The 674-nt window shown below is 47.5% G+C and carries 1 tRNA gene and 2 rRNA genes; all 3 read left to right on the top strand.

From position 1 onward, the window contains the following. A 16S ribosomal RNA gene (locus HP552_RS00125) occupies positions 1 to 92 on the top strand; the annotation flags it as partial. A 156-nt stretch (positions 93 to 248) separates the two neighbouring features. After that, positions 249 to 324, top strand: a tRNA-Ala gene (locus HP552_RS00120). Positions 325 to 574: 250 nt separating this feature from the next. Next, positions 575 to 674, top strand: a 23S ribosomal RNA gene (locus tag HP552_RS00115); the annotation flags it as partial.

The raw sequence follows: 674 nt of genomic DNA, 5'->3' as shown, positions 1-674 counted from the left end.
CAAGGAGCCAGCCGCCGAAGGTGGGATAGATGATTGGGGTGAAGTCGTAACAAGGTAGCCGTATCGGAAGGTGCGGCTGGATCACCTCCTTTCTATGGAGAATCGTTTCCCGTAGCGGAAACATTCAAATAAGCAGGTTCTCTGAACCTGCGACAGCGATTCATTTCGGTCCATCACTTCATGTGTGGATGAAGTGAAGAGCAGCAACATTGTTACTTATCCATTTGTTCAGTTTTGATGGAATTTGAGGGGCCATAGCTCAGCTGGGAGAGCGCCTGCCTTGCAAGCAGGAGGTCAGCGGTTCGATCCCGCTTGGCTCCACCAAAGAATTTCGTCTATTTAGCTTGTTCTTTGAAAACTAGATATCGAAACGAAAATTGCGAATTAGAACATTCCTTTTAGGGATGAATGCTTGCTCGGTTCAAGTGACCGATCAACAATCATCCTAGCTGAACTTGTATCAAAACAAGTTTAATAAATAGTGAAAACTGTATTGCGATGGTATCGAATGGGAGCGACTTTTGGCTTTGCGCAAGCAAAACAAGGGAAGTGAGCAGTCGAAACCGGAGCAACTGGTTAAGCTACTAAGAGCACACGGAGGATGCCTAGGCGCTAGGAGCCGATGAAGGACGTGGCGAACAACGAAACTGCCTCGGGGAGCTGTAAGCAAGCTT

Origin of the sequence: Paenibacillus xylanilyticus, from assembly GCF_013359935.1 — a bacterium.
GTDB classification, from domain to species: domain Bacteria; phylum Bacillota; class Bacilli; order Paenibacillales; family Paenibacillaceae; genus Paenibacillus; species Paenibacillus xylanilyticus.
This window is presented reverse-complemented; position numbering and strand designations above follow the sequence as displayed.